Source organism: Bacteroides muris (ex Afrizal et al. 2022), assembly GCF_004793475.1.
Lineage (GTDB): Bacteria > Bacteroidota > Bacteroidia > Bacteroidales > Bacteroidaceae > Bacteroides > Bacteroides muris.
Map to the genome: position 1 here is coordinate 14,995 of NZ_SRYZ01000035.1, position 25,128 is coordinate 40,122.

General features: G+C 45.6%; 24 protein-coding genes, 1 pseudogene and 1 riboswitch. Of the genes and pseudogenes, 6 read left to right on the top strand and 19 right to left on the bottom strand.

Annotation, left to right across the window (positions count from 1 at the left end; translation table 11 throughout):
• Nucleotides 1-67: 67 nt before the first annotated feature.
• The 3 genes from E5355_RS13715 to E5355_RS13725 are packed head-to-tail and all read right to left on the bottom strand — an operon-like array spanning nt 68 to nt 3,262.
• Nucleotides 68-2,077, bottom strand: a complete 2,010-nt coding sequence (locus E5355_RS13715; protein ID WP_136010808.1) for an alpha amylase C-terminal domain-containing protein — start codon at nt 2,075-2,077, stop codon at nt 68-70.
• Between the two features lie 30 nt (nt 2,078-2,107).
• Nucleotides 2,108-2,554 carry a YhcH/YjgK/YiaL family protein gene (locus tag E5355_RS13720; RefSeq protein ID WP_136010809.1) on the bottom strand — a complete coding sequence of 149 codons (447 nt, stop codon included), beginning with the start codon at nt 2,552-2,554 and terminating at the stop codon, nt 2,108-2,110.
• Nucleotides 2,555-2,596: 42 nt separating this feature from the next.
• The gene (locus E5355_RS13725) at nt 2,597-3,262 is read right to left on the bottom strand and encodes a DUF2461 domain-containing protein (protein WP_136010810.1); all 666 of its coding nucleotides are present in this window, start codon (nt 3,260-3,262) and stop codon (nt 2,597-2,599) included.
• A 332-nt stretch (nt 3,263-3,594) separates the two neighbouring features.
• On the opposite strand from E5355_RS13725, the gene E5355_RS13735 reads away from it, so the two are divergent.
• Entirely contained in the window at nt 3,595-3,825 is a 231-nt protein-coding gene (locus E5355_RS13735; RefSeq protein WP_136010812.1) for a DUF6965 family protein, read from the top strand.
• Between the two features lie 105 nt (nt 3,826-3,930).
• Here the strand turns inward: E5355_RS13735 and E5355_RS13740 are convergent, their stop codons facing one another.
• From E5355_RS13740 to E5355_RS13760, 5 genes and pseudogenes are all read right to left on the bottom strand, one after another.
• Nucleotides 3,931-5,628: an alpha-amylase family protein gene (locus E5355_RS13740; protein ID WP_136010813.1), complete on the bottom strand. Its 1,698-nt coding sequence runs from the start codon at nt 5,626-5,628 to the stop codon at nt 3,931-3,933.
• 32 nt (nt 5,629-5,660) lie between these two features.
• Nucleotides 5,661-6,470, bottom strand: coding sequence for a patatin-like phospholipase family protein (locus E5355_RS13745; protein WP_136010814.1), 810 nt, complete (start codon nt 6,468-6,470; stop codon nt 5,661-5,663).
• Nucleotides 6,471-6,593: 123 nt separating this feature from the next.
• Nucleotides 6,594-6,813: pseudogene (locus E5355_RS13750) on the bottom strand (hydroxyacid dehydrogenase); the annotation flags it as partial.
• Between the two features lie 82 nt (nt 6,814-6,895).
• Complete coding sequence (locus E5355_RS13755) at nt 6,896-7,405, bottom strand: ECF transporter S component (RefSeq protein ID WP_168354339.1); 510 nt, start codon at nt 7,403-7,405, stop codon at nt 6,896-6,898.
• 69 nt (nt 7,406-7,474) lie between these two features.
• The gene (locus tag E5355_RS13760; RefSeq protein ID WP_136010816.1) at nt 7,475-8,596 is read right to left on the bottom strand and encodes a DUF362 domain-containing protein; all 1,122 of its coding nucleotides are present in this window, start codon (nt 8,594-8,596) and stop codon (nt 7,475-7,477) included.
• 168 nt (nt 8,597-8,764) lie between these two features.
• On the opposite strand from E5355_RS13760, the gene E5355_RS13765 reads away from it, so the two are divergent.
• On the top strand, nt 8,765-9,412 hold the full coding sequence (locus tag E5355_RS13765) for a DUF4476 domain-containing protein (protein ID WP_136010817.1): 648 nt from the start codon (nt 8,765-8,767) through the stop codon (nt 9,410-9,412).
• A 108-nt stretch (nt 9,413-9,520) separates the two neighbouring features.
• Here E5355_RS13765 and thiD read toward each other — a convergent pair whose 3' ends face one another.
• The 10 genes from thiD to fabD all read right to left on the bottom strand — a co-directional run bounded on the left by thiD (nt 9,521) and on the right by fabD (nt 18,040).
• Entirely contained in the window at nt 9,521-10,348 is an 828-nt protein-coding gene (gene thiD / locus E5355_RS13770; RefSeq protein WP_136010818.1) for a bifunctional hydroxymethylpyrimidine kinase/phosphomethylpyrimidine kinase, read from the bottom strand.
• A gap of 7 nt (nt 10,349-10,355) precedes the next feature.
• Nucleotides 10,356-10,970: a thiamine phosphate synthase gene (locus tag E5355_RS13775; RefSeq protein ID WP_136010819.1), complete on the bottom strand. Its 615-nt coding sequence runs from the start codon at nt 10,968-10,970 to the stop codon at nt 10,356-10,358.
• An 18-nt stretch (nt 10,971-10,988) separates the two neighbouring features.
• On the bottom strand, nt 10,989-11,684 hold the full coding sequence (locus E5355_RS13780; protein WP_136010820.1) for a HesA/MoeB/ThiF family protein: 696 nt from the start codon (nt 11,682-11,684) through the stop codon (nt 10,989-10,991).
• A 55-nt stretch (nt 11,685-11,739) separates the two neighbouring features.
• Entirely contained in the window at nt 11,740-12,870 is a 1,131-nt protein-coding gene (gene thiH / locus E5355_RS13785) for a 2-iminoacetate synthase ThiH (RefSeq protein WP_136010821.1), read from the bottom strand.
• Between the two features lie 48 nt (nt 12,871-12,918).
• Nucleotides 12,919-14,601 carry a phosphomethylpyrimidine synthase ThiC gene (thiC, locus tag E5355_RS13790; protein ID WP_136010822.1) on the bottom strand — a complete coding sequence of 561 codons (1,683 nt, stop codon included), beginning with the start codon at nt 14,599-14,601 and terminating at the stop codon, nt 12,919-12,921.
• Nucleotides 14,602-14,613: 12 nt separating this feature from the next.
• On the bottom strand, nt 14,614-15,390 hold the full coding sequence (locus E5355_RS13795) for a thiazole synthase (RefSeq protein WP_136010823.1): 777 nt from the start codon (nt 15,388-15,390) through the stop codon (nt 14,614-14,616).
• 33 nt (nt 15,391-15,423) lie between these two features.
• On the bottom strand, nt 15,424-16,059 hold the full coding sequence (locus E5355_RS13800) for a thiamine phosphate synthase (RefSeq protein WP_136010824.1): 636 nt from the start codon (nt 16,057-16,059) through the stop codon (nt 15,424-15,426).
• A 5-nt stretch (nt 16,060-16,064) separates the two neighbouring features.
• On the bottom strand, nt 16,065-16,262 hold the full coding sequence (gene thiS, locus E5355_RS13805) for a sulfur carrier protein ThiS (protein ID WP_136010825.1): 198 nt from the start codon (nt 16,260-16,262) through the stop codon (nt 16,065-16,067).
• Nucleotides 16,263-16,332: 70 nt separating this feature from the next.
• Nucleotides 16,333-16,423, bottom strand: a riboswitch (TPP riboswitch).
• A 75-nt stretch (nt 16,424-16,498) separates the two neighbouring features.
• Nucleotides 16,499-17,041 carry a hypothetical protein gene (locus tag E5355_RS13810; protein WP_168354340.1) on the bottom strand — a complete coding sequence of 181 codons (543 nt, stop codon included), beginning with the start codon at nt 17,039-17,041 and terminating at the stop codon, nt 16,499-16,501.
• A gap of 111 nt (nt 17,042-17,152) precedes the next feature.
• Nucleotides 17,153-18,040 (bottom strand): ACP S-malonyltransferase, encoded by an 888-nt coding sequence (gene fabD, locus E5355_RS13815; RefSeq protein ID WP_136010826.1) that lies wholly within the window; start codon nt 18,038-18,040, stop codon nt 17,153-17,155.
• 395 nt (nt 18,041-18,435) lie between these two features.
• Here fabD and E5355_RS13820 point away from each other — a divergent pair, with 395 nt between their 5' ends.
• The 4 genes from E5355_RS13820 (at nt 18,436) to xylE (ending at nt 23,769) form a co-directional block, all read left to right on the top strand.
• Complete coding sequence (locus E5355_RS13820) at nt 18,436-19,167, top strand: NUDIX hydrolase (RefSeq protein ID WP_136010827.1); 732 nt, start codon at nt 18,436-18,438, stop codon at nt 19,165-19,167.
• Between the two features lie 45 nt (nt 19,168-19,212).
• Nucleotides 19,213-20,691: a xylulokinase gene (locus E5355_RS13825; protein ID WP_136010828.1), complete on the top strand. Its 1,479-nt coding sequence runs from the start codon at nt 19,213-19,215 to the stop codon at nt 20,689-20,691.
• Between the two features lie 158 nt (nt 20,692-20,849).
• Complete coding sequence (gene xylA / locus E5355_RS13830; RefSeq protein WP_136010829.1) at nt 20,850-22,166, top strand: xylose isomerase; 1,317 nt, start codon at nt 20,850-20,852, stop codon at nt 22,164-22,166.
• Between the two features lie 112 nt (nt 22,167-22,278).
• Nucleotides 22,279-23,769 carry a D-xylose transporter XylE gene (xylE, locus tag E5355_RS13835; RefSeq protein WP_136010830.1) on the top strand — a complete coding sequence of 497 codons (1,491 nt, stop codon included), beginning with the start codon at nt 22,279-22,281 and terminating at the stop codon, nt 23,767-23,769.
• Between the two features lie 440 nt (nt 23,770-24,209).
• On the opposite strand, the gene E5355_RS13840 is transcribed toward xylE, so the two are convergent.
• Nucleotides 24,210-24,569 (bottom strand): hypothetical protein, encoded by a 360-nt coding sequence (locus E5355_RS13840; RefSeq protein ID WP_136010831.1) that lies wholly within the window; start codon nt 24,567-24,569, stop codon nt 24,210-24,212.
• Nucleotides 24,570-25,128 lie beyond the last annotated feature (559 nt).

Consider the following 25,128-nt stretch of genomic DNA (forward strand, 5'->3'; position numbering starts at 1 on the left):
GCTTTGTGCATAAAAAGAGGTTGTGCCAGCGTTTTGACACAACCTCCTTTTTTGTATTATGAAATGACTACTTGGTTCTTCTCAGCACAACGGCTGTACGTGCCGGTATGTAAAGCTTTAGCCACTCCTTCTTGTCTTTTTTGTAAAGTGGGTCGTGGATGGTAAAGTGCTTGATGGTATCATCTGTTAAACCATTACCTCCATAATTTGGATTATCAGTATTCAAAATAACTTCATAGGTTCCGGCAGGAACCAAGAAACCGTAATCAGTAAAAGACTGTTTGGGGTTGAAGTTGAATACAAAAATCAAATCTTTACGCATATAGGCCAATATCTGGTCACCGTCATTGTGCCATATTTCTTGGACCGGAGTAGCCTGAAAATTCTTTATGCTTTTTACAACTCCCAACATCGCAGCATCAAAGTCACCCATATAATGGTATGCCAGGTTTTTATTATCCACCAAATCCCATTGACGGCGGGCATATTTGCAAGACCAGCCGTTACCTTCACGGGGGAAGTCAATCCATTCCGGATGTCCGAATTCATTGCCCATAAAGTTAAGATAACCACCGTTGATAGTAGTTGTAGTCAGTAAACGTATCATTTTATGGAGAGAAATACCCCGATTTACGGTATAGTTCTCGTCTCCTTTCTGCATGTGCCAGTACATATCCGCATCAATCAGACGGAAAATGATGGTTTTGTCACCCACTAAAGCTTGGTCATGGCTTTCCGCATAGGAGATGGTCTTTTCATCTTTGCGGCGGTTGGTCACTTCCCAGAACATGCTGGATGGCTTCCAGTCTTCATCTATTTTTTCTTTGATTGTCTTAATCCAATAATCGGGAATATTCATGGCCATGCGGTAATCAAACCCGTAGCCGCCATCTTCATATTTAGCTGCAAGTCCGGGCATTCCCGACACTTCTTCGGCAATGGTAATGGCTTTGGCATTGACTTGATGGATAAGCCGATTGGCAAGTGTCAGATAACAAATGGCATTGTCGTCTTGATGTCCGTTGAAATAATCTCCATAATTACAGAACGCTTCTCCCAAGCCATGACTATAATACAACATGGAGGTTACTCCGTCAAAACGGAAGCCATCGAAATGATATTCCTCCAACCAGAATTTACAGTTAGATAGCAGGAAATGAATAACTTCGTTCTTGCCGTAATCAAAGCAAAGTGAATCCCAGGCTGGGTGTTCCCGGCGTCCACCAGGATAGAAATATTGGTTAGGATCACCGGCAAAGTTACCTAAGCCTTCCACTTCATTTTTCACTGCGTGTGAATGGACAATGTCCATGATAACTGCAATCCCCATATTATGGGCTGTATCAATCAGCTCTTTCAGTTCCTCTGGAGTACCGAAACGGGAAGATGCTGCAAAGAAACTGGAAACATGGTATCCGAAACTACCATAGTATGGATGTTCTTGAATAGCCATAATCTGTATGCAGTTATATCCCTCTTTGGCGATACGGGGAAGAATCTTTTCCTGAAACTCCTTGTAGCTGCCCACCTTCTCTTCCTGCTGAGCCATACCGATATGGCACTCATATATCAACAAAGGATCCGTAGACGGCTTGAAAGACCGCTTTTTCATTTTATACGGTTTCTCCGGAGCCCAGACCTGGGCACTGAATATTTTAGTCTGCTCATCCTGAACGACACGTGTAGTCCATGCAGGGATACGTTCGCCGCAACCGCCATCCCAATGTACCATCAGTTTGTACAAATCACCGTGTTTTATGGCATTGGCAGGAAGTTTGATTTCCCAATTGCCGTTTGCTTTGCGTTTCAGGCTGTATTTCTTTTCTTCCTTCCAATCATTAAAAGTTCCGACTATAAATATCTGGGTTGCATTGGGCGCCCATTCGCGGAAAACCCAGCCGTCGTTAGTTCGATGCAGACCGAAATATAGGTATCCGGATGCGAAATCAGATAAGGTTAGCTTTCCTTTATTGGTCAGTTCCAATTCTTTGTCTATGGCATGTTGATGACGTCCGTTGATGGCATCGGCAAAAGGTTCCAGCCATGGGTCATTCTTGATTAAATTCAATGTTTCCATAAAAAGGATGAGTTTTGGATATTGATAAATTTACGCTTTAACTTTCACAATCACTTTCTTTACACCGTAAGGAGTAATGCCCGGGGCGTGCCCATCTTGAGGGAAAAAGATGGTAAACATACCAGGCTTTACTGTAATGTAGTCCTCTGCCAGTCCCTCAAAAAAAGTGATGTCTTTTTCCGCATTGTAGGGGGCATCAACGGGGAGGCAGTCTTTAGCAGCAGTATAACCCATTATCTCTGTACCGGATAATGGAATCTGGATATCAATATAGTCTTTATGGGTTTCCAGTTTGGCATTCTCTTTTTCTTTTGGATTTGTCTGGACCACGTTGACCAGCAAGTCCTTTCCTCTCAGTTCGGTCTTGCCGATTTCCAAAGAGTGCAGGTCATGTGATTTTAAAAAATCAATGGCCTGCTCAAACAGAGGATGCAACAACGTATATTTTTCTATGTTTTCAAGTCTGTCTATAACCATAATTTAAATGTTTTAAGTTAGTTATACTATATAATAGGTAAATTATTCAAAGTCGTCTATGGTGTAATTCACAAAATCGGAAAAACGCTTCATCTGCTTGAAGATGTCATCCATACAATCCAAAAAGTCTGGAGCAAGAAAGAAGCTATCCAGTTGGTAGCAGGCAACTGTATACTCTTTACACTGAAGGTATTTCAGATAGGGATAGTCCTTTGGAAATCCTTTTGGAGCCGTTTTAAGAAAATTTTCTCCGATGACGGGAAAGTATTGCTTGAAAGCGGAATCTTCCACTATACTACGAAACTCATCCATATTGTCATATACCGCTTGTCGCAGAGCTCTTAACAATGGCGGAGGAGGACAATAACTACCACCGGCCAACATGCAGTTTCCCGGCTCCAAATGCACGTAATAGCCACAATGGTTGGACTTCTTTCCTTTCGCATTGATATAGCCTCCCAGATGGGTCTTATAGGGAGTTTTATCTTCGGAAAAGCGTATATCGCGATAAATGCGGTATGTGCAGTCCTTTGCTTCTATACCGCGGATACTTTCATCAAACAAAGAGATACGGGAGATAATTATTGTAAGCAAGTTCTCAAACTCGCTACGGGCGAATTCATACAGTTCCCGATGAGAATTGAACCATTCACGATTGTTGTTTGCAGACAGTTCTTTCAAAAATTGAAATATAACAGGGATATTCATATCATATTCTTTCCTTATTATCTGCCAAATTTACGGATAATATTTCTAACATGCTACAAAGAAGGGTAAAAAAAAGCATCGGCTCTGGTAAACCGATGCTCCTTACACATTTATCAATCAAACAGACGCTTCTGTTTTTGATGTACTTACTTATCACAAGCGGGTACGTCCTTTTAATTAATCTTATATCTAATACTATGAAAAACACATTTATATAACACAACAAATTGGGATTTTGTTCATGCAGATGAGGATAACTTTTGCATAAAAATGAGCGGGTCGTTTTATTCTATATCCGGTTTGCACTATCTTTGCAAGAAAATATGTAGAATATGACCGAATATAAGTTTGATGAAGATAGCGTTAAATCGCTGATAGCTTGGGCAGAAAGTACATCTTTCCCTCAAAGTGTAACATTATCTGATGCTGAGAACATAGTGGATGTAAAACGCTTTGTGCAAGCTAACTTGAGTGATATAGATGCACATTATCCTGATGTATTTTATAATCCTGCCATCACGCGGCTATATCGGCTGAAGGAGTATATGGAAGAGAACCAATAAAGAATTGGCGCTGATTATGCGGAAAACTACGAAATGATTATGAAACCTGTGTTGTTCCGCATAACCAGTGCCGGATTTTATGAAATCATCTGGGCTATGACTCCATTATAGCTTTATCTTAAGTATCTTTCCTCCATATCCTTCGACGGACACATTGGTAGCCTTGTAGGGAAGCAGACTTATGCTTTCTTCTTTTCCGCTGAGCAACTCCGTAGCTTTGTGCTGGTCTATTTGCGGTATTTGCAAGAAGTCGAAAGCATGTGAAGGAATATTAATGGCAAGGTCTGCTGAGATATGGTCGAAGTTCACGACGAACAGCAGCAGGTCTCTCTCAAATTTGCGCAGGAATGTATATTGCTTATGTTCATTAAAGCGCCATCCGTTGACATTGGCATACATCAAATCGAAGAAATCTCCCTGGGAAATAGCTTTTTCCTCATTGCAAAGAGTCAGCAACCGTTTATAAATGCTGTATAGGTGTTTCTGGTCTTCCGTCAGCATCTTACCGTCAAACTTGCCGCCATTGCGCCAGCGACGGATAGCATCTACACTCCAATAGTCGAAGATGGTGGTACGTCCGTCCCGACCGCTGAAACCTTCACTATCCATGCCCAGCTCACCAAACTCCTGACCGAAATAAATCATCATCGGATTGGTGTTCATGCAGGCTGATACAATGAGTGCCGGAATCGCCTTGCGCGGGTTACTGGCAAAAAAGTCGGAAGCGATGCGTTGCTCGTCATGGTTTTCCAGGAAGTTCAGCATGCGTTTTTCTATACCTCCCAGACTTTGCCAAGAGCGGGTGATGGCAGTTGCCGATTCATATCCGCAAGTAACAGCTCGTAATGTATCATAAAGTCCTACTTTGTCATATAAATAATCAAATTTGCCACGAAACAAGTAATTTTTGTATTCTCCCGGGTTATAGACTTCGGCTATAAACAGCAGAGAGGGATATTGCTCCTTTACCTGCGGAATTGCCCATTCCCAGAATTCTACAGGAACCATCTCGGCCATATCGCAGCGGAAACCGTCTATATCCTTTCCCGCCCAGAATAGCATGATATCCAGCATCTTGGCCCATGTGTCGGGAATGGGGTCGAAATGGCAAGTTCCGCCGTTCTGATAATCCACTCCATAATTCAACTTTATAGTTTCGTACCAATCAGTGATGTTTGGATAAGCGTCAAAACGGTTGTTTCCGGTAGCTTTTGCCGGAAACTCCCTATAAGGTTCGGCGGCTGCACCTTTCATGTCAAATTGGCCATGCAGTTCCGATTTCGGGATATAATAGAAGTTATTATATGGGCTGAATGCATAGTTGGTATCATCGTTTGAACCCAGTTGTGAGGTGCCATCCGGCTGGGCATCCGAGTGATATTGACGAGCTACGTGGTTGGGAACGAAATCTATGATAACCTTCAGACCGCTTCGATGAGTGCGCTGCACCAGATTCTCAAACTCTTTCATACGTTCCGGTACATCCTTGGCAAGATCCGGATCTACATCATAATAGTCCTTGATGGCATAGGGAGATCCGGCTTTACCTTTCACAATAGCCGGATGGTCGGGTTGGATATTGTGACGGCGGTAGTCAGTTTGCGTAGCATGCTCGATGATGCCCGTGTACCAGATATGTGTAGCGCCAAGTTTTTTGATTTCCCCCAACGCCTTGGCTGTAAAGTCAGCCATCTTGCCGCATCCGTTTTCGGTGATGCTGCCATTATTGATGCAATGGTTATTGTTGTTTCCGAATAGTCGGGTGAACACTTGATAAATAATCAATTTGTTTTTGTCATTCATTTCTTTGTTTTCTATATTATAGAATGGTTATTTTATTCTTTCCAAATGCTACCTTTGTCAATGAGCAGGCGTTCCAATATATCATTGGTCGTATTATATCCTTGCATGAATATCTCCTCTGCCTTTTCCAGCTCCGTATTGCTGTATCCCTCCAGATTATAAGGCTCTATCAACAAATCAGCCTTCTCGCGTTCAGGAAAAGAGTTGGAACGGAACATAAAGTTATAGGAACGTAAGGCAATGCTCACAATGTTCATTTTATACTTGGTTGCCATCAGAGGGCTGACATTCACGGCAATCACTTTCTCGCATATACGGCGGAGGGTAGAGGTCGGCAGGTTCATCAGCAGACCTCCATCCACGTAATGTGTACCGTCTATATTGACCGGAGCAAACAATACAGGCATGCAACACGAAGCTGCTATGCGTTCGGCGATGTCACCTTTATGGAAATGTACCAGACGTCCATGGTCCAAATCAGTAGCAGTAATAATCAGAGGAATTTGCAGTTCTTCCAGTTTTTGGGATTTCAAATTGCTTTTCAGGAAATCGATGAATTCTCCCAGTTCAAATAATCCCACTTTGGGAATCACCAGTTTGGTCAAGTCCTGAAACTTGTGTCCGGCAAAGTAGTCAAGAACTTTATGCGGTTCATTGCCGTCAGCGTAGAATACCCCGGCCAAGGCTCCGGCACTGACTCCGGAAAGTATATTGGGCTTGATGTCATGTTCCAATAAAGATTGCATGGCACCCAAATGGGCAAAGCCTTTGATGAAACCGCCGCTCAAGGCAAAACCTATTGGATATTTCTTAGTGAACCAGTTGTTCGTTACTACTTCCATGTTGAAAATATGATATATTGTTCGGCACGAAATTAATGATTTTATTGTAGGGAGAAAGGAAAATAACGGAAAAATATTCCAAGAAGGACAGAAAAAGAATGCTATGAGCGCTACATTCTTCAATTAAAAGCCCAAATCGTCTACTTGTACTTCTTCTTTCTTTTCAATAAAAGGCATAGCTTCCTGCTGTACGCTGTTTCCCTCGATATATGCCGCGCGGAAAGGACGGGCAGGGCAGACATACTCACAACCACTGCAACTTGTTCCGTACATATGCACAATGCTGTTTTCTTTAATAAATACCACCCATCTGTGTCAGATGCTTCTCTTCTATCCTTACTGGGCGTGGTGGCAAGAACATTTTTAGCTTGTGCCATTACTTGCAGCGTTGTGGGGCTGTCCGTATGGCGTATAATATAAGATGATTAGATTCTTGCGATTGCTTTCAACAGTGCATATCCTCCGAACCACTGAATCAGCATACCCGGAATGCCCATACGGAAATCTTGCACAGCCAGAAAGAAATTATCGCACAGCGCCCATTCAAAAGCTGTACCGACAATTTGATAAGAGATGATTACACCCAGCAATGCCGATAAAGAGATATTCTTGGCATAGCGTGCAGCAAGAGCGGCGGCTCCGGCTAGCAGACCGGACTTTATAAGTATGGCCGGCAACGCGGCTGCTGCAGGCATGGCAAAAAGCAGATGATTAACGACCGGAGACAAGAGAGCCGTCAGCAAACCTACCTTGAAACCATATTTATAAGCAGCTATCAGTGTGAAGAAATAAATGGGAAGCAGCGTCGGACCGCCTGTCGGGACTAGATGACAGAGTTGCGGTAGCGCGATGTTTCCTGCCACGAATAGTAGGGCGAATAGATAGGTCTTTACGTTGCTGAAAGGCAAAGAATAAAGTTTTGCAGATGTTTCCATTTGTATAATATTAAGTATTAGTTGATAAATTTGTTTTTATAGTGACTGCTTGAAGCTGAAAAAGTTAAATTAAATTTTCATCAATTCATATTCCATGGTTCCCAATCCGATTTTCTCGGCATGGCGCAATCCGGCAAGCCAGTCTGTGTCAGGGTGCATCAAGTGGAACTTGTCGCGTCCACACAAGTCGTCGTGCTCGTGTGCCGTGGCAAGGCGATTGTTGCTGTGCAGTATCGGGGCTTGGATGACCATGTCTGCACATGCCTTGTCCAATGCAACCGGGTCTGCCGAAGCCAGAATGCCGAGGTCGGGCACGATGGCGGCATCGTTGTGGTTCCAACAGTCACATTCGGGAGATACGTTCATGATGAAGCTGATATGGAAATGGGGCTTGCCCATAACGACAGCGAGGGCATATTCAGCAATCTTGTAGTTCAGGCGCTCGGAAGTGTCTTCGGCTCCCATCACGGCACCGTCGTGCTGGCAGAGGGCTACGCACTGTCCGCAACCTACGCATTTGGTGTAGTCTATTTCTGCCTTGCGGCTGGTATTGAGGTGCACGGCGTCGTGTGCGCAGTGCTTCACGCAGATGTTGCAGCCTATGCAGTTTTCCACATCAATCTTGGGTTGCGAGGCGCAGTGCAGTTCCAGCTTTCCGCCTACGCTGGCACATCCCATGCCCAGATTCTTCAAAGCACCGCCAAAGCCGGCTTGTTCGTGTCCCTTGAAGTGGTTCATGCTGATTACAATATCGGCGTCGGCTATTGCTGCACCGATTTTTGGCGCCGGACAATATTCTCCGTTCAGAGGGATTTCGCGGTAGTCCGTTCCCTTCAGTCCGTCGCCGATAATGACTTGGCACTGGGCCGAAATGGGGTTGAAGCCGTTTTCCATCGCGCTTTGCAAGTGGTCTACGGCATTGGCACGACGACCGGAATACAGTGTGTTGCAGTCCGTCAGGAAAGGTTTGGCTCCCAGGCTGCGGAGCAGGGTTGCCATTCGAGCTGCATAATTGGGACGCAAGTATGCCAGATTACCGGGTTCGCCGAAATGGATTTTAATGGCAGCAAAGCTGTCTTTCAAAGGAAGCTGCTCGATGCCTGCCCTCTTCAGCAAGCGTTCCATTTTATCCAAAAGATTGGATGTAGGGGAGGTACGCAAGTCAGAGTAGTATACTTTTGCTTTTTCCATGTGTTTTACCTATTTATAGTGATAGTATCTGCAAAAATAGCGGATTATTTCCATATTATTTAGGTATATGGCTAAAAAAGTAGGGAAATCCCTTTTCACAAATAGGGGGATAATAAGAGGTGTATCCATGTTTCTTCTTACCTTTGCTACAACTAAAAACTCGATAAGATGAAGACAATTAGACTAATTATTGCGGGACTGGTAATGACGATGGGATTCACCAGTTGTTCCAGTTTGTTTTATGATGCTAAGGCAGATGTGTTGAACAGTATCCAGAAAGGGATGAGTAGGCAGGAAGTCACCAAGATATTGGGAACTCCCGAATATCGCCGCTTCGACCGGGATATAGAAGAATGGGAATATTCCAGAGTGCTGTCCGGTAAAAGTAATATTACCCGAACTCAGATTGTCGTGACTTTTGAAGGTGGAAGAGTCGTTGCGATGGATTCATTCTCCAGAGAGCCATGTACGTTGCCGGTAGTTTCCGGTGGAGTTGTGATAGATTCTCCAGTTCCGGTTTACGTCAAGGGGATGCATCCCGAAGACTTCCGGCATTTTTATGAAAGGGTGAAGTCCCGCCCTTTCAAGGATGATCAAATTGAAATGATGAGAACCGTTGCCCGAAACAACAGTCTGAACTGTGCGCAATGCGCCAGTCTGATGGCACTGTATACTTTTGATGACGACAAGATGAAAGTTCTCAGAATATTCGCCTCCAATATCGCAGATCCGGAAAACTACGAAGCGATTTTAGACATCATTGATTCACTGTTCAAGAAAGACGATGCCAAGAAAATTCTGGGTATACGCTATTAAGCAGCAGGCTCGTCGAAACGCATTATCCGTTAGCGTCAAATACATAATGTACCGGAGGCTGATAGATAATGTGTTTAGGGTAAACAGATAATGCGTTTCGGCCTATTCCTATTCCGACAAAGGGAAGTGCCATAACGGACCGTTCCCATGTCCTATATTCATATCTTTCCCTTGGTTTATCGCAGTACTTATATACTCTTTAGCCTTACGGACTGCTTCATCGAGCTTGCTGCCCCCGGCAAGGAATGTAGCTATGGCAGATGAAAGGGTACACCCCGTGCCGTGCAGATTGCGGCTTTCTATTTTTGGGGTGGAGTAGAGGATGCACCCGGATGGCAGGTCGTCAGCCCCGGCAGAAGGTTGCTGGTAATAAAGTACGTCGCACATGTTGTTACCTTCCAAATGTCCGCCTTTGATGAGGACGGCGGTATTGTATCTGCCGGATAATTCACGGGCTGCTTGCTGCATCTCCACAGTGTCGGTAATGACCTGCCCCCATAGCAAGCTCGCTTCACTCAGGTTGGGAGTGACGAGAGTGCATAGCGGAAACAATTCTACCTTAATGGCACGGATGGTTTCTTCGGTCATCAAACACCGTCCACTGGTTGATACCATGACCGGATCATACACCACAAATTTCGGACAGTATTTTTTGAGACATCCGGCGATGACAGTTACGATACCGGCATCATGTACCATACCTATCTTGACGGCATCCGGTTGTAAATCATCCATTACGGATATGATTTGTGCCCTGACCATATCTGCAGGTATCGGATAAACCGATTGTACTCCCAGTGTGTTTTGTGCAGTAACAGCCGTGATAACGGAAGCGGCATAACTGCCTAAAGCAGAAATGGCCTTTATATCTGCTTGTATGCCCGCACCGCCCGAACAGTCGGAACCGGCAATAGAAAGGATAGTAGGAGGAAGCATGGGAAAATTAAAAATTAAAGGGGGACAGTCTGGGGGGACAGAAAAATTGTTTTAGGTGGAGGAAGTGGGGGAGAAAATCTTCTTCCGTCTGCTGCCAAATATCTCCCAATAGGGCGGCACCTCCGAAACCTAAAGAGGTTATTTCCTGAAGATGTTCCAGACTGATGCCGCCCAATGCCATCACCTTTGAGTCGATAATACCTGCCTGCTGCGCTTTCTTCAAAGTATCGGAGGAATAAGCGGAAGAGTAGCCTTCTTTGGATATACTGTCATAAATAGGGCTAAGGAATACATAGTTGCAATCTGATTTATGTTTCAACACTTCTTCAAGAGAGTGACAAGAGCAACTGACATGTCCCGTATATCCGGCAGGCATCTGCGGATTGCGTCCGTTCAGATGAATTCCTTTCAGACCGAAGACGGATGTCAGTTGGAATTGTTCGTGTGTGACAATGCGCGACATATATTCCACCGGTAACTGTCGAAGAAAACTATCAATCTCTTCAGCCGAGGATTCCGGCTTGCGCAGGTGGAGTATTTCCAATCCGTTTCGGAATAAGGAGGTAACTGCCGCTGCCTCTCCTTTGAAGAATTGCGGTGTGGTAATGACTATCAGTGTCATATCTTTACGAATATTTGTCTATAATGAGAGAATATACGACTGCATGGTTCTTAGATCAATCGTCCATAGTTTTCCTGCCAACGCTTCGCCGTAGCCGCAAATAAGTTTCAGCACCTCGTTGGTTTCTACGCTACTCACAATGGCAGGAGTCACACCGATAACCGATTTGTCCGGAGACGGCATGAGCAGTGTCCCTTCTTCATCCGGATAGAGGTCACGGTAGGTTTTCGCGCCTTCACCGCAACAAAAGACGGATACTTGGCCTTCGAAGCCTTGGATGGCACCGTAGACATAGGGCTTGCTCAAGGCATTGCATGTGTCATTCAGCAAGTAACGGGTAGTAAAGTTATCGCATCCGTCTACCACTATATCATAGTCTTTTATCAGTTCCCCGGCATTCTTTTTGTCCAGACGGAAGGGGTATGCTTCCACTTTTATGGTGCTGTTCAACCCCAGTACTCGGCGGGCGCAGCATAGAGGTTTGGAATCGCCAACGTCAGCTTCAGTGTACCAAACCTGACGTTGAAGGTTGCTGATGCTGACCTTGTCATTATCTACCAATCCCAGCGTTCCGACTCCTGCCCCCGCCAGATAGAAGGCAATGGGAGAACCCAATCCTCCCACGCCGACTATCAATACCTTGGCATTGCGCAGTTTCTCTTGTCCGGCTTTTCCTATCTCAGGCAGGGATATTTGTCTGTCGTATCGGTTCATTTGCTCATTGTTATTGAAGTTTTGTAAATGGGATACAGAGATATTCATTCGCTTATCACTTGAAAGCCTTCAAATCAAAACTCGCATCCCAATCTTTCCACACCGGTTCTCGTCCCAGACGTTTCAGTGCTTTGTCCACTTCCACAGCCTTGCGCTCGTCGCTGACATGAAACTGTTCCAGCGTTTGCGGATAGCTGTAATATCCTCCCGGTTCGGTCTTGCTTTCGGCGCTCATGGTGGTCACACCGAGAGTCGCCATGTGGTCGCGTATATCGGCAGGCTCACGGGTGGAGTAGGAGATGTCCACATCGTGGTCGAAGATGCGCATGGCAAAAGTGACCTGTGCCAGTTCGCGGTCGCTCATGACGACATTAGGCTGAAAACCTCCATTCTCCGAAGGACGCATACGCGGAAAATTGACACTGTATTTCGTTTTCCAGTAATGTTTCTGGAGATAGCGTAGATGATAAGCCATCATGGTAATGTCCGTCTGCCATTCCTTTTCCAGACCGATGAGCACTCCCATGCCGATGGAGTGGACACCCGCCTGCCCCATACGATCGAAACCATTGACACGCCATTCAAATTTGGACTTCATGCCGCGTGGATGATAAATATTGTAGTTTGCTTTGTGGTAAGTTTCTTGAAAACAAATCACGCCATTCATGCCGTGCTCTTTCAGCATTGCATACTCTTCCGCTTTTAAGGGCATCACTTCTATTTTCAGATTGCTGAAGTAGGGTTTTGCCAGGTCTAGTGCACGGGCTATGTAGTGCACGCCTGCTTTTGCCGGGTTTTCTCCCGTCACCAACAGCAGGTTTTCGAAAGGTGCCAGCTTCTTGATGGCTTTATACTCGTTCACGATTTCTTCTTCCGTCAATATGGTGCGCGGCATGGGATTGCTGATATGAAAACCGCAATACACGCAGGAATTGGTGCAGGAATTGGTAATGTAGAGAGGCACGAACATGGAGATGGTTTTCCCGAAACGCGCCTCGGTATACTTCTTGCTCAAACGCGCCATCGTTTCCAGGTAGGGAGTGGCGGCGGGTGACACCAGGGCCATGAAGTCCTCTACGTTACAGTGCTCTTTGGAGAGTGCACGGCGTACGTCTGCATCCGTCTTGGCATGGATACGCTCCGTGGTTTCCTCCCAGGATATATTTTCTAACTCGTCTGAAAACATAGTGTTCTATGATAAATAAATGATTTAATATGACAATGTGCCTCCTGTTTATTTCTTTTTCAACTCCCTCGACAATCGCATTGCGCAGAAGTTTGGTCCGCACATCGTGCAGTACTCTCCATCCACATGTTTTCCTGCATGGAAATAGCTGAACGCGCGTTCCGGGTCGAGTGACAAGTCAAACTGGTCTTTCCAGCGGAATTCATAACGCGCTTTGCTCAGTGCATTGTCACGCACTTGTGCTCCAGGATGCCCTTTTGCCAAATCGGCGGCATGGGCGGCTATTTTATAGGTGATGACACCAACACGCACATCTTCCTTATCGGGCAGTGCCAGATGTTCTTTGGGAGTGACGTAGCAGAGCATCGCCGTGCCCAGCCAACCTATCTGTGCCGCACCGATGGCAGAAGTAATGTGGTCGTAGCCGGGTGCGATGTCCGTCACAATAGGACCGAGTGTATAGAAAGGCGCATCATGGCATTTCTCTATCTGGCGTTCCATATTTTCTTTAATCTTGTGCATGGGCACGTGACCGGGACCTTCGATGAAAGCCTGCACATTCTTGTCCCAAGCACGTAGCACGAGCTCGCCCATCGTGTCGAGTTCTGCAAACTGCGCTTCATCGTTAGAATCGTGCGTAGCCCCCGGACGTAGCCCGTCTCCCAAAGAGATGGCCACATCATACTGTGCCAGAATATCGCAAATGTCATCAAAGTGTTCGTAAAGGAAACTCTCGCGGTCGTGCACCAAGCACCATTTGCTCATGATGCTGCCGCCACGGCTCACGATACCGCACAACCTTTTCTCGGCCAGATGTACATTATGGCGGCGTATACCGGCATGGATGGTGAAATAATCCACTCCCTGCTCGCATTGTTCAGTCAAGGTATCGCGGTAGATTTCCCAAGTAAGGTCCTCCACTTTGCCGTTCACTTTCTCCAGGGCTTGGTAGATGGGGACAGAGCCTACCGGAACGGGACAGTTACGGATAATCCATTCGCGCGTTTCGTGGATATTCTCTCCGGTGGAGAGATCCATCAGCGTGTCACCGCCCCATTTACAGCTCCACAATGCCTTTTCCACTTCTTCTTCAATGCTGGAGGTAGTGGCGGAGTTACCGATATTGGTATTTATCTTCACCAGGAAGTTGCGGCCTATAATCATCGGCTCCGCTTCGGGGTGGTTGATGTTGGCAGGAAGCAAGGCGCGTCCGGCAGCAATCTCCCGGCGTACAAACTCCGGTGTGATGTGTGTCTCTATTCCCAGCTCTGCGCAGTTCATGTTCTCGCGAATCGCCACATATTCCATTTCAGGCGTGATGATACCTTGCTTGGCGTAGTACATCTGTGTGCAGCATTTTCCTTGAAGAGCACGGTAAGGCAGGGCGATATGCTCAAAACGCAGAGAGTCGAGCGACTTGTCATCGCGGCGCATGCGTCCATACTCCGACGTTATTTCGGGAAGCTGTTCCACATCGCCGCGCTTCAGTATCCATGGTTCGCGCAAGCGGGGCAGTCCTTTCTTTAAATCCACTTCGATGGTCGGGTCGCTGAACGGTCCGCTGGTATCATACACATACACTTCGGGGTTAGGAGTAATTACTTTTTCTCCATCTACGAAGTTCGTGCTGGGCACTTGTTCCACTCTGCGCATAGCTACGCGCAATTCGGGAAACAAAGTACCCGGCAAATATACTTTCTCGGAACGGGGGAATTTTATCTTCTGGTTCATTTCATTATCAGGTTATAAGTTCAAGAATGCTGTCAGCGGTGAGCTGGCTTCCGCAACAAAATTATCGGCTTGTATGCCCAGACCTGCTTCGTATGCCATGCGCCCTGCCTCTACAGCCTGCTTGAAAGCTACCGCCATAGCCACGGGGTCGCCTGCTACTGCGATGGCAGTATTCACCAGGCAAGCCGAAGCGCCCATTTCCATAGCTTCTGCCGCATGGCTCGGGGCACCGATACCGGCATCCACCACTACGGGGATATTGGCTTGCTCAATGATTATTCTCAGAAAATCCCTTGTTTGCAGTCCTTTGTTTGTGCCGATAGGAGCACCCAGCGGCATGACGGTGGCGGCACCAGCTTCTTCCAGCCTCTTGCACAGCGTGGGGTCGGCTTGGCAATAGGGCAGTACCACAAATCCTAACTTGACTAATTCCTCCGTAGCTTTCAGCGTTTCCACGGAATCCGGCAACAAGTAGCGGGGGTCGGGGTGTATCTCCAGTTTCAGCCAGTTCGTGCCAAAAGCCTCACGCGCCATCTGTGCGGCAAAAACAGCTTCTTCGGCATTGCGCACGCCGGAAGTGTTGGGTAAAAGCTGGATGCCGGGATGCTGTATGTGCATCAGCATATCATCCTCCTTATTATCCAGTTCGATGCGTTTCATGGCCACTGTCACCATTTCTGTACCGGATGTCAGGATAGACTGCTCCATCACTTCATCGGAATTGAACTTCCCGGTTCCCAAAAACAGACGGGAGTTGAATTCACGTCCCGCAATCATTAATTTTTCCATATCAGTATTGTGTTTTTCGATAACTCCTTCATTTTATAAATTCATGATTCTTTTCATTTCATCTGCCGGACTGTCTGCATGCAGTACCGTACCGGAAAGGGCGATTCCGCTTACGCCCGTCTGCATGATGGCGGGAATATCCGCTATGGTTATTCCACCGATGGCTACTATCGGAAGGTGTATATTCTTCTCCTGCATCCGGCGGATGATAGTTGTATATCCTTCCAGTCCCAATATCGGGCTTAGATTCTTTTTGGTCGCGGTGTAGCGGAAGGGGCCGCAGCCAATGTAGTCGGCACCGTCCTTGTAGTGTTGCAGTACATCTTCAAAAGTATTGGCAGTACCGCCTATGATGTACTCTTCGCCCAGCATCAGGCGTGCATCGGCTATGGGCATATCTTTCTTTCCAAGATGTACACCGTCGGCATGCAACTCCTTTGCCAGTTCCACATGGTCGTCAACGATGAAAGTGGCTCCGTATTGCCGACAAAGGGCTTGCACCTCTAAGGCTACGGGTTTTATCACTTCCACCGGTGTGTCTTTCATGCGCAGCTGCACCCAGCGACAACCGCCTTCGAGGGCTATGCGTGCAGCATCCGAATACGAATATCGTTCCGTATAATGCGTAATGAACTGTATCCCTCCGTTTTTCAGTTTTTCGTCCTTCATCTTCCTTATCCTCCGCAAGCTGCTTTGATGATGATGATGGACATATATTCCCTCAGGGCACATTTTGTCCATTCCGTGCGGAGAACAATACGATTGTCCACGGCCACGGCAATGCCTTGCACCGATAGGGCAAGTTCCTCAATAAGTTGTGAAAGGGTAGTGGCGCCGGTTTTCACTTCCTTGTTGTTGACCAATACTTTCATTTTTCTGTTCATTAAAGAAATAAAACAATGGAAGTAAATACAAAGAAGTGCTGTAACGGCAAGTTCAGTGAAGAAAGAAATATCCAATTCCTACGGCAGTACTAACTGCATCAGGTTCGAGGGTATAATCTCAGCCCGTCAGGGCACCCCTTTGTCTTTACAGCAACAAAGGTAAGGGAAAAACGGAAATAAAAAACAAAAGAACGTACTTTTTTATTGCAGCAATTACTTTTTGTTTATTCGCGCTTTTTTGTAGCATGTATCTTTTTCAGTATATTCCGAATAGTGGTTCTGACTCCTGTTGAATATAAACCAGGTTCTGTGTTTTCCAGTATCAGTTGTAATTCCTGCAGCAGTTCCGGCTCTTTCCTGCAAAGCAGATAGGCCATTCTGATAGAAAGGGCTTGCACTCCTATGCTTTCGTGCGGAGACAGCATGTGATTCAGACAGTAATTCAGCAAATTGATGGAGAGTGGAGCAGTGATGGGAGTATTATACAGTATAGATAATAGGAGACGTTTGGAACCGTCGTGTGTACAGTCTATCAGCCGTTGAATGATTTCATCGTACAGTGGAATGAACCAGTCGGGATGGATTTCGCTCAATTTCTCGCATACCCATATAGCCCGCCATGATACTGTCTGTTTCGCGTCGTATGTCAATCGGTATATATCTGCAAAATACTCGGGGCAGAGGCATACCTCGTGTACCAGAGAGTCTATCGACAACTTATGAATAGGAACTGCCAAGGTATTTCTGAATTCCATTATCTTTTCCATATATCCTATTTTTTTTGCTGTCAGTGGCAAACATAAAGAAATGATTCACTAAAACAAGAAAGGCTGTCTATTTGGAGAAAGACAGCCTTGAAAAATATTGAATTTAAAGAATTATGCAATCCCGTGAGCTATTGTTTCCGGTGCAATCTTTTTGATAAGACCCTGCAGCACTGCACCGGGACCACATTCTGTAAAATCGGTAGCACCATTGGCAACCATGTTCTTCACTGTCTGTGTCCAACGTACCGATGCCGTCAGCTGAGCCACTAGGTTCTTCTTGATTTCTGCCGGGTCAGTATGAGGCATAGCGTCTACATTCTGATATACGGGGCACTTCGGAGCATGGATTTCTGTTGCATTGATAGCTGCTTCCAATTCAACTTTGGCGGGGTCCATCAACGGAGAGTGAAATGCACCGCCTACCTTTAACGGCAAAGCACGCTTGGCACCTGCGGCCTTCATCAGCTCGCAAGCCTTGTTGATACCTTCTATGGAACCGGAGATTACAATCTGTCCCGGACAGTTATAGTTGGCTGCCACGCAAACTTCACCTTCGGCACTTACCTGGGCGCAGATTTCCTCTACCTTTTCATCCGGCAGGGCAATGATGGCTGCCATGGTGGAGGGGTGTGCCTCGCAAGCCTTTTGCATAGCCATGGCACGGGCATACACCAGTTTCAGACCATCTTCAAAGCTCAGTGCACCGGCAGCAACCAATGCGGAGAATTCGCCCAGTGAATGACCGGCGGTCATTTCCGGCTTAAAGTCATCGCCCATGCAGAGGGCGGAAATAACGGAATGAAGGAATACGGCAGGTTGGGTCACTTTAGTCTGACGCAGGTCTTCATCTGTCCCGTTGAACATAATATCAGTGATACGATATCCGAGGATATCATTTGCTTTCTCAAAAAGTTCCTTGGCTAATGCCGAATTTTCGTACAGGTCTTTTCCCATGCCAACGAATTGGGCACCTTGCCCCGGAAATACAAATGCTTTCATATTTACTCGTTTTTTAGTGTTTAAATAAAAAGTGCTGCAAAGGTAGAGGTTTTTCTGATATTCACCGCACAAACGGATATTTTTGTGCAATACCCTTACTTTTAGGGAAAAGCTAAAATACAATATGTATGTCTGGAACTTCTATGGTGCCCGAATGCTGAAATACTTATAAATGAAATACTTCCTCATTATCGTGCTTCCTACAATTAGCCCCCTGTGTATTCTTGTAAATTACATATTGTATCTTATACGATAATATCCTAAAATGATATTGTATAAAGTAAGATATGTATTTGTTTGAAAAATAATGCTTTGTAGTATTGCAAAAATATTATTTTCCTTTATTGTGAATTGGAAAAACCTGTTTATATTTGTAGCGCTTAAAGAGACATATTATGCAAAACATAGAACAAAAAACACCGTTGGCAAACAATCATATCTCTGTGGACTGTGTGGTGATTGGTTTTGACGGAGAACAGCTGAAGGTTCTGCTGGTTAAGCGTGCAGGAGAGGAACAAGGAGAAGTCTTCCATGATATGAAACTTCCCGGAAGTTTGATTTACATGGATGAGGATTTGGATGAAGCTGCCAAACGGGTATTGAATGAATTGACGGGACTGAAGAACGTCAACTTGATGCAGTTCAAGGCATTCGGTTCAAAAAACCGCACGAAAGACCCCAAAGATGTGCATTGGCTGGAGCGTGCCATGCAGTCAAGGGTAGAACGCATTGTTACCATAGCCTATCTTTCTCTGGTGAAGATAGACCGCGCATTGAACCGTGGTTTGGACGATTATCAAGCTAGTTGGGTAGCCATGCCGGATATAAAGGTTCTGGCATTCGACCACAATCTGATTATCAAGGAAGCCATTACCTATGTCCGCCAGTACGTCGAGTTCAACCCGTCTTCGCTGTTCGACTTGTTGCCGCGTAAATTTACAGCATCCCAGCTTCGCACTCTGTACGAACTGGTGTACGACAAGCAGTACGACGTACGCAATTTCCATAAAAAGATAGCTCTGATGGAGTATGTCGTCCCTTTGGAAGAAAAGCAGCAAGGCGTGGCCCACCGGGCGGCACGCTACTACCGTTTCGACAAAAAGATATACAGTAAGGTTAGACGGTAATTCTCCCGATTTTAATTGTTAATTCTTTAATTTTAATTGATAGGAATGTATTTATTAGGTTATGACATTGGCAGCTCGTCTGTAAAAGCGAGTCTGGTAAATGCGGAAAGCGGCAAATGCGTATCGTCTGCCTTCTTTCCCAAGACTGAAGCGGAAATAATGGCAGTAAAGCCCGGCTGGGCAGAGCAAGATCCCGGAAATTGGTGGGGAAATCTAAAGCTGGCTACACAAGCTATACTGGCAGAATCGGGGGTAGACGCAGAAGACATCAAAGCAATCGGTATCTCATATCAGATGCATGGCTTGGTATGCGTAGATAAAAATCAGCAGGTATTGCGTCCCGCCATTATCTGGTGCGACTCCAGAGCTGTATCTTACGGACAAAAAGCATTCGAGACATTGGGAGAGGAGACTTGTCTTTCACATCTGCTGAATTCTCCAGGTAACTTCACAGCCTCCAAATTGGCCTGGATTAAGGAAAATGAGCCTTCCGTTTACGAAAAGATTCATAAGATAATGCTGCCGGGCGACTATATCGCCATGAAGTTGAGTGGCACCATCTGTACCACCGTGTCCGGTTTGTCCGAAGGAATGTTCTGGGATTTCAAGAACAACCGGGTTGCAGACTTTCTGATGGACTATTATGGATTCGACTCCTCTCTGATTGCGGACATCAAGTCGACTTTCTCTGAGCAGGGACGTGTCAATGCAGCTGCTGCCGCAGAACTGGGCTTGAAAGAAGGTACGCCTATCACTTACCGTGCCGGCGACCAACCCAACAATGCTCTTTCCCTCAATGTATTCAATCCCGGTGAGATAGCCTCTACCGCCGGTACTTCTGGAGTGGTATATGGCGTGAATGGTGAAGTGAATTATGATCCCAAATCACGTGTCAACACCTTTGCACACGTCAACCATGCTGCCGGGCAAACCCGTTTGGGCGTCCTGCTGTGCATCAACGGTACGGGCATTCTCAATTCGTGGGTGAAGCGCACCGTTGCTCCCGAAGGCATCTCTTACAATGATATGAATCAGCTGGCTGCACAAGCTCCTATTGGCAGTGCAGGCATCAGCATCTTGCCTTTTGGGAACGGTGCGGAGCGTATGCTGGAGAACAAGGAAATAGGTTGCTCTATTCATGGCATCAACTTCAACCAGCACGGCAAACAACATATTATCCGTGCAGCACAAGAGGGCATCGTTTTTTCCTTCAAATATGGAATCGACATCATGGAGCAAATGGGCATCCCCGTGCAGAAAATTCATGCCGGCAAGGCTAATATGTTCCTTAGCCCGCTATTTCGCGAGACATTGGCCGGTGTGACGGGAGCTGTCATTGAACTGTATGATACCGACGGTTCTGTCGGTGCCGCCAAAGGTGCAGGAATCGGTGTGGGTATATACAAAGACAACAACGAAGCATTTGTCACGCTTGAGAAACTCGAGGTGATAGAGCCGAAAGTGGCAGACCGACAGGCTTATGCCGATGCATATGCACGCTGGAAACACTGTCTGATATGCTAATTGACTGCGTCATGTTTATGTTGTGCTATCACACCGCAGGCCATTAGCATAGTGGTACATTAATTATGTTAGTATATCAAAACAATAAATTAAATAATTAACCTCGTGATGAATATGTCTGTCATTAGCGTATTCTCACATTAAAACATTAAATTCTTATGGCAACAAAAGAGTATTTTCCCGGAATAGGGAAGATTAAATTCGAAGGTAAAGAGAGCAAGAATCCCATGGCATTCCGTTACTATGATGCCGATAAAGTTATTATGGGTAAGAAAATGAGCGAATGGCTGAAGTTCGCCATGGCATGGTGGCACACTCTTTGTGCAGAAGGCGGTGACCAGTTCGGTGGCGGGACAAAGAAATTCCCTTGGAACGGTGAGGCAGACAAGGTTCAGGCCGCCAAGAACAAGATGGATGCCGGTTTTGAATTCATGCAGAAAATGGGTATCGAATATTATTGCTTCCACGATGTAGACCTATGCGAAGAAGCCGAGAGCATTGAAGAATACGAAGCCAACCTGAAGAAAATTGTGGCGTATGCCAAGCAAAAGCAAGCTGAAACCGGCATCAAGCTGTTGTGGGGTACCGCCAATGTATTCGGTCATGCACGCTATATGAATGGTGCAGCCACCAACCCTGATTTTGATGTAGTGGCACGCGCTGCCGTCCAAATCAAGAATGCCATCGACGCCACCATCGAACTGGGAGGTTCAAACTATGTATTCTGGGGCGGGCGCGAAGGCTACATGTCATTGCTGAATACAGACCAGAAGCGTGAGAAGGAGCATCTTGCACAGATGTTGACCATTGCCCGTGACTATGCCCGTGCCCGTGGCTTCAAAGGTACTTTCCTGATTGAACCGAAACCGATGGAACCTACAAAACACCAGTATGATGTAGACACCGAGACCGTTATTGGTTTCTTGAAGGCTCACAATCTGGACAAAGATTTCAAAGTGAATATCGAAGTGAACCACGCTACTTTGGCAGGCCACACCTTCGAGCACGAACTTGCAGTAGCCGTAGACAACGGCATGCTCGGTTCCATCGATGCCAATCGTGGTGATTACCAGAACGGTTGGGATACAGACCAGTTCCCCATCGACAACTTTGAACTGACCCAGGCCATGATGCAGATTATCCGTAACGACGGTTTCGGCAACGGTGGTACAAACTTCGATGCCAAGACCCGTCGTAACTCTACCGACTTGGAAGACATCTTCATCGCCCATATTGCCGGTATGGACGTAATGGCACGTGCCTTGGAAAGCGCAGCCAAACTGCTCGAAGAATCACCTTATAAGAAGATGCTGGCCGAACGCTACGCTTCTTTCGACAATGGCAAGGGTAAGGAATTTGAAGAAGGCAAATTGACGCTGGAAGATGTGGTGGCATACGCGAAAGCTAACGGTGAGCCGAAACAGACCAGCGGCAAGCAGGAACTGTATGAGGCAATCGTAAACATGTACTGCTAATCTAATGGATAATTAGGAGAATTGACAGTTGCCATGCAGTGACTATGCCAAACTGTCGATAATCCTAATTATCCATTCTTCATTTTCCATTATCAATTAAATCAAAATTATCATGAATTATACAGAAAAAGGCAGTAAACTCTACCTCTTTTCCATTGTTCTTGTAGCCGTAATCGGAGGGTTGCTTTTCGGTTACGATACAGCAGTTATATCCGGCGCCGACAAAGGGATCCAAGCATTCTTTATGGGTGCTTCTGATTTTGTCTACACAGATGCGATTCACGGCATCACTTCTTCCAGCGCACTTATCGGATGTATCATCGGTAGTGCTCTTTCGGGGTTCTTCGCATCCAATCTGGGACGTAAGAATTCTCTTTTCATAGCCGGTGTCTTGTTCTTTCTGTCGGCATTGGGCTCATACAATCCGGAATTTCTTTTCTTTGATTATGGTATCCCTTCCTATTCACTGCTTGTAGCATTCAATTTCTATCGTGTATTGGGAGGAGTCGGTGTAGGTTTGGCATCTGCCATTTGTCCGATGTACATTGCGGAGATTGCACCGAGCAATATTCGCGGGACTCTGGTGTCATGGAATCAGTTTGCCATTATTTTCGGCCAGTTGGTGGTTTACTTCGTGAACTTCCTCATTTTGGGTGAGAATTCAAATCCGGTGATAAAAGCCATTGAAGGAATTAACCGGATTCTGAATCCCGAAGCGGCAGCATGGGTCACCGAGACGGGATGGCGTCTGATGTTTGTTAGCGAAGCCGTTCCTGCAGGAATCTTTGCGTTGCTTGTACTGTTTGTTCCCGAAACGCCGCGCTATCTTGCCATGAGCGGTAAGGATGAAAAGGCACTCCAAGTGTTGAGCCGTATCAATGGATTGGCTCAGGCAAAGGTCATTCTGGCACAAATCAAGGCTACGGCAGAGGAAAAGACGGAAAGACTTTTCACATACGGCTGGATGGTTATCTTCATCGGTATCATGCTGAGCGTATTCCAGCAGGCAGTAGGTATCAATGCCGTACTCTATTTCGCACCGCGTATCTTCGAAACGATGGGGATGGGCAACCCGATGGTGCAGACTGTCATCATGGGTATCATCAATATTCTGTTTACATTACTGGCTGTCTTTACAGTCGAGAAATGGGGACGCAAACCGCTGCTCATCTCGGGTTCTATCGGTATGGCGATAGGTGCTTTCGGAGTAGCCCTTTGTAATGTTGTGGCAGGGCTTCCTCCAATGTTGGCTGTTGTCAGCATCATGGTTTATAGTGCTTCGTTCATGTTCAGTTGGGGTCCCATCTGCTGGGTGCTGATTGCTGAAATCTTCCCGAATACCATTCGTGGTGCTGCAGTAGCTATTGCCGTGGCTTTCCAGTGGATATTCAACTTTATTGTATCTGCCACCTTCGTGCCGATGTACAATATGACTTTGGGAGATATGGGAGACAAGTTCGGGCACATGTTTGCCTACGGCTTATACGGAATCATTTGTGTGATAGCTGCACTGTTTGTCTGGAAACTCGTACCAGAGACAAAAGGCAAGACGCTGGAGGATATGACTAGACTGTGGAAGGGGCGAAGAAACAAGAAATTCTAGTTATTAAACGTATTGAGTAAAAAGATAGCGGTAATTCATTGGGATTACCGCTAAATGTTCTATTTTTCTTGTATTATTAACTCTCTCCCCTGAGTAATTTCAGTATGTACTTTCCGGGTATTACGATGCGGGCTTTCATTTCATTGTACAGACTCCATGCTTAATGTCGTGTTTTCTGTAATCCGTTTTTCCCATAGCTTTTTTGTTTTTTCTGTTTTGGATACAAATTTCTCCTCAAATTCAGTTTTTTCTTTTCCCATTTTTTATGTTTTTAGGGTTAGTGAATGTATGATAATCAGCAATGAAAAAGGGCTACTCCTTTCAGTACGGATGGCTACGCCCTTGCCTTGTTGAGGCTACACCATCCGACGAGAAAGGTGTAGCCCTTCTGTCCGGTTGCTGACGGCGGCAAAATTACTGCCTTTCCGGGTGCTGAACTATCAGTGATTTATCCTTACATCATATCCGTATGGGTCAATCAGTGTGGTGTCTTCCCGTTTTATGATGACCCATACCTTCTCCAATTCGGTGATTATGGTGCTGTAAGTCAAAGGGTTTTGCTCTCCTCTGGCTCTCTTTGTGAAGTTTTCGGATGCTACGAGCAACTTGGCTATATCCGTTATTCTCCTGATTTTTGTGCCTTCAAAATAGCCTGATTTAAAGGCTTTTAAGTAACCTACATAAACATGGGTCTGGATTCCGTAGTAAACCCGTTCTGCCAATAGCTTTTCATCCACTATGGAGCAGTGTTCTTTTACTTTCGTTGTTCTTGGTTTCTGTGTATCAGATTGATACGACATGCTTCTCTGCTCGTTACTGTTGAGATGCTTCTTTTTTTGAGTTCTTTCATTTGTGTAATTCTTCGTTCGTTTAACCGTTTTTTAATCTGGTTAAAAAATGCGAAAGTGTAAAAAGTAGGAGAGAAATAGGGGGACTTGGAGAAAAATGTGTGGGAATTAATTTTAAGTGGTTGATATATAGGATGATATACTGTTTAAAAAACGTACGTTTAATGAACGCAAAGATAGATACGTTTTTTGTAATGACAAAATGTTTGATAGAAAAATGTTCCTGACGAGGAATGGCAATAGTCGCATTGCGTTGAATATCAGTAGTATATGAAGCATGTATAATCAGTTAAATTTTTCTTGTTTTTAGCTTTCCGAATGTGCTTTGTAAAGGCTTGAAATAGGTGTTCATTAAACGTACGATTAAAAAACGCTTTTTTGTTTCTAATGCGTTCGTTTATAGTCTCTTACCAAAAGGTAATGAACAACCGCAGAGAATCTGTTGACAAGAAGAGCCACTACTGTCCCATTAAAATCTGAAAAAGTTCTTTGAAATTATTGAAATATAGTT